Source organism: Streptomyces sp. NPDC059010 (assembly GCF_042740355.1).
Classification (GTDB): Bacteria; Actinomycetota; Actinomycetes; order Streptomycetales; family Streptomycetaceae; genus Streptomyces.
Map to the genome: position 1 here is coordinate 66,653 of NZ_JBHYJA010000027.1, position 6,813 is coordinate 73,465.

General features: G+C 71.1%; 6 protein-coding genes. 2 read left to right on the plus strand and 4 right to left on the minus strand.

Annotation, left to right across the window (positions count from 1 at the left end):
- Positions 1-68: 68 nt before the first annotated feature.
- The 3 genes from ACFWYS_RS27590 to ACFWYS_RS27600 form a co-directional block, all read right to left on the minus strand.
- Positions 69-1,505 (minus strand): SufS family cysteine desulfurase, encoded by a 1,437-nt coding sequence (locus ACFWYS_RS27590; protein WP_384774334.1) that lies wholly within the window; start codon positions 1,503-1,505, stop codon positions 69-71.
- The gene (locus ACFWYS_RS27595) at positions 1,492-2,883 is read right to left on the minus strand and encodes a family 2B encapsulin nanocompartment shell protein (protein WP_384774336.1); all 1,392 of its coding nucleotides are present in this window, start codon (positions 2,881-2,883) and stop codon (positions 1,492-1,494) included. The genes ACFWYS_RS27590 and ACFWYS_RS27595 overlap by 14 nt, the downstream gene beginning before the upstream one ends.
- Positions 2,884-3,250: 367 nt before the next feature.
- Positions 3,251-4,174 carry an SDR family oxidoreductase gene (locus ACFWYS_RS27600; protein ID WP_384774339.1) on the minus strand — a complete coding sequence of 308 codons (924 nt, stop codon included), beginning with the start codon at positions 4,172-4,174 and terminating at the stop codon, positions 3,251-3,253.
- A gap of 85 nt (positions 4,175-4,259) precedes the next feature.
- Here ACFWYS_RS27600 and ACFWYS_RS27605 point away from each other — a divergent pair, with 85 nt between their 5' ends.
- Complete coding sequence (locus ACFWYS_RS27605; RefSeq protein WP_384774342.1) at positions 4,260-4,829, plus strand: TetR/AcrR family transcriptional regulator; 570 nt, start codon at positions 4,260-4,262, stop codon at positions 4,827-4,829.
- A gap of 113 nt (positions 4,830-4,942) precedes the next feature.
- Here the strand turns inward: ACFWYS_RS27605 and ACFWYS_RS27610 are convergent, their stop codons facing one another.
- A complete protein-coding gene (locus tag ACFWYS_RS27610) occupies positions 4,943-5,587 on the minus strand; it encodes a 2'-5' RNA ligase family protein (protein WP_384774345.1) in 645 nt (214 codons plus the stop codon).
- Positions 5,588-5,767: 180 nt separating this feature from the next.
- On the opposite strand from ACFWYS_RS27610, the gene ACFWYS_RS27615 reads away from it, so the two are divergent.
- A complete protein-coding gene (locus ACFWYS_RS27615) occupies positions 5,768-6,688 on the plus strand; it encodes a helix-turn-helix domain-containing protein (protein ID WP_384774348.1) in 921 nt (306 codons plus the stop codon).
- The last annotated feature ends 125 nt before the right edge of the window (positions 6,689-6,813 follow it).

A 6,813-nucleotide genomic window follows, 5' to 3' on the forward strand; every position in this document is an offset into this window, starting at 1 on the left:
GACACGGAACGGGGCCCGCCCGGCCGTCTCCGGCCGAACGGACCCCGCCGGGTCACCGCTCCCGTCGATCAGCCGCTCTGCTGCAGCCTGCGCAACGACGCGACGAGCTGGTCCACCTCCCCGGATGTGTTGTAGAGCGCGAGGGAGGCGCGGGCCGCCGACTCCAACCCGTAGTGGCCGAGGGCCGGTTGGGCGCAATGGTGGCCGGCGCGGATGGCGATTCCGTCGCGGTCGAGCCAGTCGGCGACGGTGGCCGGGTCCTGCCCCGCGAGCGTGAAGGTGAGCACCGCGATCCGGTCGGCTGCCGAACCGATCAGCTCAAGTCCGGGCACGGAGGCGAGGGCCTGCTGCGCATATGACATCAGCCCCTCCTCGTATGCCGCGACGGCCTCGCGGTCGAGGGACGTCAGCCAGTTCAGGGCGGCGAGCAGTCCGATGACCCCGGAGATGTGTCCGGTGCCGGCCTCCATCTTGTGCGGGGCCGCCGCGAACGTCGTCTGCCCGAAGTCCACGGACTCGATCATGTTGCCGCCGCCCTGCCACGGCGCCATGCCGGAAAGCAGCTCCGGCTTGGCGTACAGGGCGCCTATACCGGTCGGCGCGAACAGCTTGTGGCCCGAGAACGCGTAGAAGTCGGCGTCCAGGTCCTGTACGTCGACCGGGAAATGAGCGACGGCCTGAGCACCGTCGACCAGGACCTTGGCGCCGTAGCGATGGGCGAGGGCCGTCATCTCCCGCACGGGTGGCACGGTGCCGAGGACGTTCGACGCGTGGCTGATCGCGACGAGCTGGGTGCGCGAGGACAGCAGATCGGCGTACGCGGCCTGGTCGATCTCGCCGTCCGGCGTGAGCGGGATCGGCACGAGCCGGGCCCGGGTCAGCTGGGCGAGCATCTGCCACGGCACGATGTCCGAGTGGTGTTCGAGGACCGGCACCAGGATGTCGTCCCCGGGCCCGAGGTTGGCCCGGCCCCAGGTCTGCGCGACGAGGTTGATCGCCTCCGTGGTGCCGCGTACGAAGACGATGCCGTCCGGGCTCGGTGCGCCGAGGAAGTCGGCGACGGCCGCCCGGCCCGCCTCGTACGCCTCGGTGGCCTCCCGCGCCATGGTGTGGGCCCCGCGGTGGATGTTGGAGTTGGCGGCGCCGTAGTAGGCGGTGAGTGCCTCGATCACCTGACGCGGCTTCTGCGTGGTGGCCGCGTTGTCGAGCCAGACGAGCGGGTGGCCGTTGACGGTCCGGTGCAGGATCGGGAAGTCGTGCCGCACCATCTCGGCGGTGAAACCATCCGGTTGGCGCGGCAGCGGCGAGGGATCGGTGGACGGCATCGCGGCCGGCGACGTGGGTGGTGTGGGCGGCGTGAGACCGGGCACGGCCGGAGGTGCCCCGGGAAGAGCCGCCGAATCCGGAGCAGGCGCCGCGCCCGGGAGTGCCGTAGCGGACTCGGCAACGGCCCCCTGCTCCGCCGCTGTCGGTGTCAGCGGCGCCGTGACGTCAGGCGTAGTCATGGTACTTGGACACCTCGACGTTCTGGAGTACGGCGATGGCGTCGTCCACCAGCACGGCCGTGTTGAAGTAGGCCGTCATCAGGTACGACGTGATGCCCTTCTGGTCCATGCCCATGTTCCGCATGGACAGACCGGGTTCGACCTCGTCCGGCACGGCCGCGGGGCGCAGGCCCACCACGCCCTGCTCGGCCTCGCCGATCCGCACCAGCAGGATCTCCGTGGTGCCGGCCGCACTGCCGGAGCCGTTGGGGCAGGGCACCTTGTCGGAGGGCAGCAGCGGCACACCCCGCCAGGTCAGCAGCGGGCTGCCGAACCGGCTGTCCGTCACCGGGGGCACTCCCCGCCGGGTACATTCTCGCCCGAACGCGGCGATCGCCCTCGGGTGCGCGATGAAGTAGGCCGGCTGCTTCCACACCCTCGCGAGGAGTTCGTCCAGGTCGTCGGGGGTGGGAGCACCCGTACGGGCCTGCACGCGCTGCCCGGTCGGGACACTGTGGAACAGCCCGAACTCCGGGTGGTTGAGCATCAGGTTCTCCTGCCGCTCACGCAGGGCCTGAATGGTCAGGTTGGCCTGGGTGCGCGTCTGGTCCATCGGCCCGTTGTAGAGGTCGGCGACGCGGGAGTGGACCATCATCCGCGTCTGGGCGAGCGTCATGTGGTACTCGCGCGGCGCGTCCTCGTAGTCGACGTAGGTGCTCGGCAGGTCGACCTCGCCCACATGGCCGCCGCTCAGGTCGATGGGCGCCTCGGTGCCGGGCGCGGGCATCCCGCCCGCCGTGTAGGAGTCCACCGCGCCGCGCAGCGCCTCGTCACGCTCCATGAGCCCGGCGAGGGCGGAACGCTCGACGCGCAGGGCGACGCCGGGCGTGACGGCCTTGACGGCGTACGGCATGGACTCGCCCTTGGTCCACGCCTCCAGGTCGAAGTACTGCCCGTCCCCGACGACCTGGATCAGCGCCTCGTCGCCGTACCGCCCGGCGGCGCGCTTCTCGGCCCGGCCCTGGACGATCACCCACAGGTGCTCGGCGGTGTCGCCCTCCTGGACGAGCACCTGCCCGGCCTCGAAGCTGACCTCGGTGAACCCGTCGGCCAGTTGGCCGAGGAGCGCGTCGTCGCTGTCGCGCAGGTACGGGATCTCACGTAAGTCGCCCGGGATGACGCGCGGGCTCCCTTCGTCGGTGTGGGTGCCGATGCGGTCGTCGCCGAGGATGTAGGTGCGGCGCCGGTTGACGCGGTAGACGCCTGATTCGACATCGACCCATGGCAGGGCACGCAGGAGATAGCGCGGGGTGATGCCGCGCATCTGCGGTGTCGTCTTGGTGGTCGTCGCGAGTTGCCGGGCGGCGTCGGGGCTGAGGGTGATGCGGTCGGTCGTCACAGGGGCCTCCTCTGGTGGATTTGATCCGGGAGCGGACTTCCGTATGAGCGAGGCGATCGTGCAGCGGGCAACCGGGCCTCACAAGATGCGCAGGACACCGCTCGGTTGAGCGCGGGCCGAAAACACTCGACTCGGGGCGGGAGGCGTGCGCCGCATCGCGCCGATCGGGAGGCAGCGCCACCAAGGGCGAGCGCCCGGAGGAGAATGGTCCGGGCGCGGCGACGACGAGCGGTCCGACGCTCCCTCAATTGCCCATGGACGGCTGGATTTGGTCCCGTATCTCTACTTTTAGCATCTTAAAGATGGGCTTATGTGACCCGTCTCCGGACCGTATTTGCCTGAACCGGCAACTATTCGTTCCGTGGGCTCAGGGGGTGGCAGGAGGCGCCTGGAAGTAGTGGCCCTTGTCGAGGTCTTCGAGGAGACCGGGTTGGGTCGGCCGCCAGTCGAGCGCTTCGCGGGTCAGGGTGCTCGATACCGGGGTGTCGAGTCCGAGGAAGCCGGCGAGCCAGGTGAAGTGTTCCGCCGCGGCGCCGGGGGCCACGGAGGCGACCGGCACATCGAGGTGACGGCCTATCACCTCGGCGGCGTCGCGGATCGGGACGCCCTCCTCCGCGACGCCGTGCAGCACCGACCCCGCCGGGGCCTTCTCCACCGCCAGGCGGAACAGCCGTGCGACGTCGAGGCGATGGGCGGCCGGCCAGCGGTTGGCGCCGTCGCCTATGTAGCCGGAGACGCCCCTGGCACGCGCGATGGCGACCAGCGTCGCCATGAACCCGTTGTCTCCCTCGCCGTGGCAGGTCGGAGCGAGCCGCACCACAGCCGAGCGCACGCCGCGCGAGGCGAGCGCGAGGGCCGCCACGGCGGTGGCCGAGCGGATGGACGTAGGAGAACCGTCGACCTCGGGCATGTCCCGCTCGGTCGCCACGTGCCCCGGCTTCAGACCGGCCACGCCCGAGGCCAGGACGAGCGGACGGTCGGTGCCGGCCAGCGCGTCGCCGAGGGCGTCGACGACGCGGCGGTCCGCCTCGGCGGCGCCCTGGTAGTCGCCGGTGAAGGCGAGGTCGTGCTTGAAGGCGAGGTGGACCACCCCGTCCGAGGCGGCGGCGGTACGGCCCAGGACGTCGAGGTCGTCGACCGTGCCTCGGACCACTTCCGCTCCGGCGGCGGTGAGGGCGACGGCGGAGGCGTCGGAGCGGGCGAGCCCCACGACCCGGTGCCCCGCGTCGAGGAGTTCGGGCACGAGGGCCGAGCCGATCCAGCCGGACGCGCCGGTCACGAAGATACGCATGGGAGAGCCCCAAACTGTTGATGTCAGTGACTGTCATCGACGCTAGCATGTGATGTCAGGGACTGTCATCGCGTAGGATCCAGGCATGGGCAGATGGGAGCCGAACGCACGTGAACGCCTGGCCGAAGCGGCGTTGGAGCTCTACAGCGAGCGCGGCTACGAGCAGACCACCGTGGCGGAGATCGCCAAACGGGCCGGTCTGACCGAGCGGACCTTCTTCCGGCATTACGCCGACAAGCGCGAGGTGCTGTTCGGCGGTTCGAGCGCGCTGCAGGAACTCTTCGTGAACGCCGTCGCCGAGGCTCCGGAGCCCGTGGCGCCGATGGACGCGATCGCGGCGGCGCTTGAGGCAGTCTCCAAGGTGTTCGACGACGGCCGCCGCGAACACTCCCGGCAGCGGCAGGCCGTCATCATGGCGAACGCGGAACTCCAGGAGCGCGAGCTGATCAAGCTCGCCTCGCTGTCGGCCGCGCTCGCCGACGCCCTGCGCCGACGCGCCGTCACGGAACCGGCCGCGAGTCTCACCGCCGAGGCCGGGATCGCCGTCTTCAAGGTCGGCTTCGAGAGGTGGATCGCGGAGGCGGAGCAGCGCACACTGTCGCAGGTGACGCGGGAGGCGCTGGCGCAGCTCAAGGCCGTGACCGCGGGGCGTTGACCGGCCTCCGCCGGCTGACCGAGAGGGGCTGTTCCGCCGTCGGCTGACCGAGAGAGGGCTGGCCGGCCGTCGCCGCCGGTTCCACCGGCTCGTACGGCTGCGGGATCGTCGGTTCAGGTGGTCGGTACTTGCGAGTGGCGGACCTCGCCCGTGCCCAGGGTGATCACAGCGCGGGGTCGCATGGGGTCCTCCGCGCCGCGCCGGGAGAGCAGAACGACCTCCTCGACCCCAGCCGACAGCGTGCCCAGCCGGGCGGCGCACTCGGCGGCCAGGCCCTTCGGGTCCTGGGTGCGGCCGAGGGACAGATGCGGGGTGAAGCGGCCGCCGCGCCCGCGGCAGAGCGGGAACCGCAGCTGCAACTCGCGCTGGAGGCGGACCCAAGGTGCCGGATCCGCCGCTGCCGGATCGAGCCAGACCGTCGCGTAGTGCCGGTGCCGGAAGTACCGCACTCCGGCCAGACGTGCCGTGAACGCCGGGTTCCGTGCTGCGGCGACGCGGAGCAACGGCACGGCACGCGCGAACTCCTCTTCCGGCACGAAGCCGAACAGCAGATTCACATGCGGCGGCCACCGCCGTACCTGCGGGTCGTGCTCCCAGCGGATGTCCTGGATGACCGGCCAGAGCTCGCGTGGGGGCAGCCACGCCACCGCCGTCCGGGCAGTCGGCGGCACGTCGAGCGCATCCATCGAGCCCATTGCATCCGTCGCGCCCGTCGCGTCCGTCGGCTCGGCGCCGCCGAGAGCCGGATCACCGTCCACCGGGCCATGGTCTCAAAATCGGGCAGCCAGGCTGTTTCGACGCCCCAGGGTGCATGCCCCGACGGCTCGCCGGATCCGCACCCGTTCACCTGTCAACTTTCACTTCGTTTCCCGGGAGGTGGGTGCGGAGGCATGGATAAGGTGAAGTAGGCGGTCCCATAGGGGTGAGGTGAGCCTCTGGTGGTTCAGGGTGCGTGGGGCGGGCCGGCGGCCGTCGGTGCGGTCGACATCATGCGGCTCGGTGGTCTGTGGCGGGTCACACGGCCCTGGCATCCGGGGTTACGGCCGTTTCTGCGCAGCTACGTCGGCTACTGGGAAGCGGTGACCTCGCCGTACGAGGCGCGGTTGGTGCCGACCGGGCACGCGACCCTGGTGATCAGCCTCGCGGAGCCGTTCTCCCAGGTCCGGCGGTTGGGTGTACCGGACGGGGACAGCGGGCGGATCGGGTCGCTCGTGGTGGGGCTGGAGGACCGGCCCGCGATCTGTGTGCACCCCGGCGGCCAGGAGGCGATCCGGGTCGAGTTCACGCCACTGGGCGCCTACCGGCTGTTCGGCATGCCGATGAGCGAGCTGACGAACCTGGCCGTCGAGGTCCGGGACGTGCTGGGGCCCGACGCCGGAACGCTGGTGGAGCGGCTGGCGGACACCCGGGACTGGGCGGCCCGGTTCGACCTGCTGGACGCGGCGCTGCTCGCCCGGCTCGGGCACGGCCCGGAGCCCTCGCCCGAGGTCGGCCACGCCTGGCGGCTGCTGTCCGGCAGCGCGGGGGTGATCCCGATCGCCCGCATCGCCGCCGAAGTGGGGTGGAGCCAGGGCTACTTGATCCGGCGGTTCACCCAGCAGATCGGGCTGACCCCCAAGGCGTCGGCTCGCGTGCTGCGTTTCCGGCACGCCGTCGCGCTGCTCGGCCGCGGGGCCACGAGTCTGACCGAGATCTCGACGGCCTGCGGCTTCTACGACCAGGCGCACCTCAACCGCGAGTTCCGGGCCATAGCCGGCACCACACCCGGACAGATGATGGCCGCTCGCCGGGTGGAAGGGGCGCTCGCTCTGTCGGCGAGTGCAAATTCGTCCAAGACCACGTCGGCCACCGGCCGCTAGCGTCTCCCCTCGTGCGACCTACGGCCGGGGGGGGGGGGGGGGGGGGCGCGCCGCGCCGCGCCCGGGCGGAGGCTGGGGGTAAGGTATTATAAAGAAGACTAACAAGTGCGCCAAGAGGGAACGAA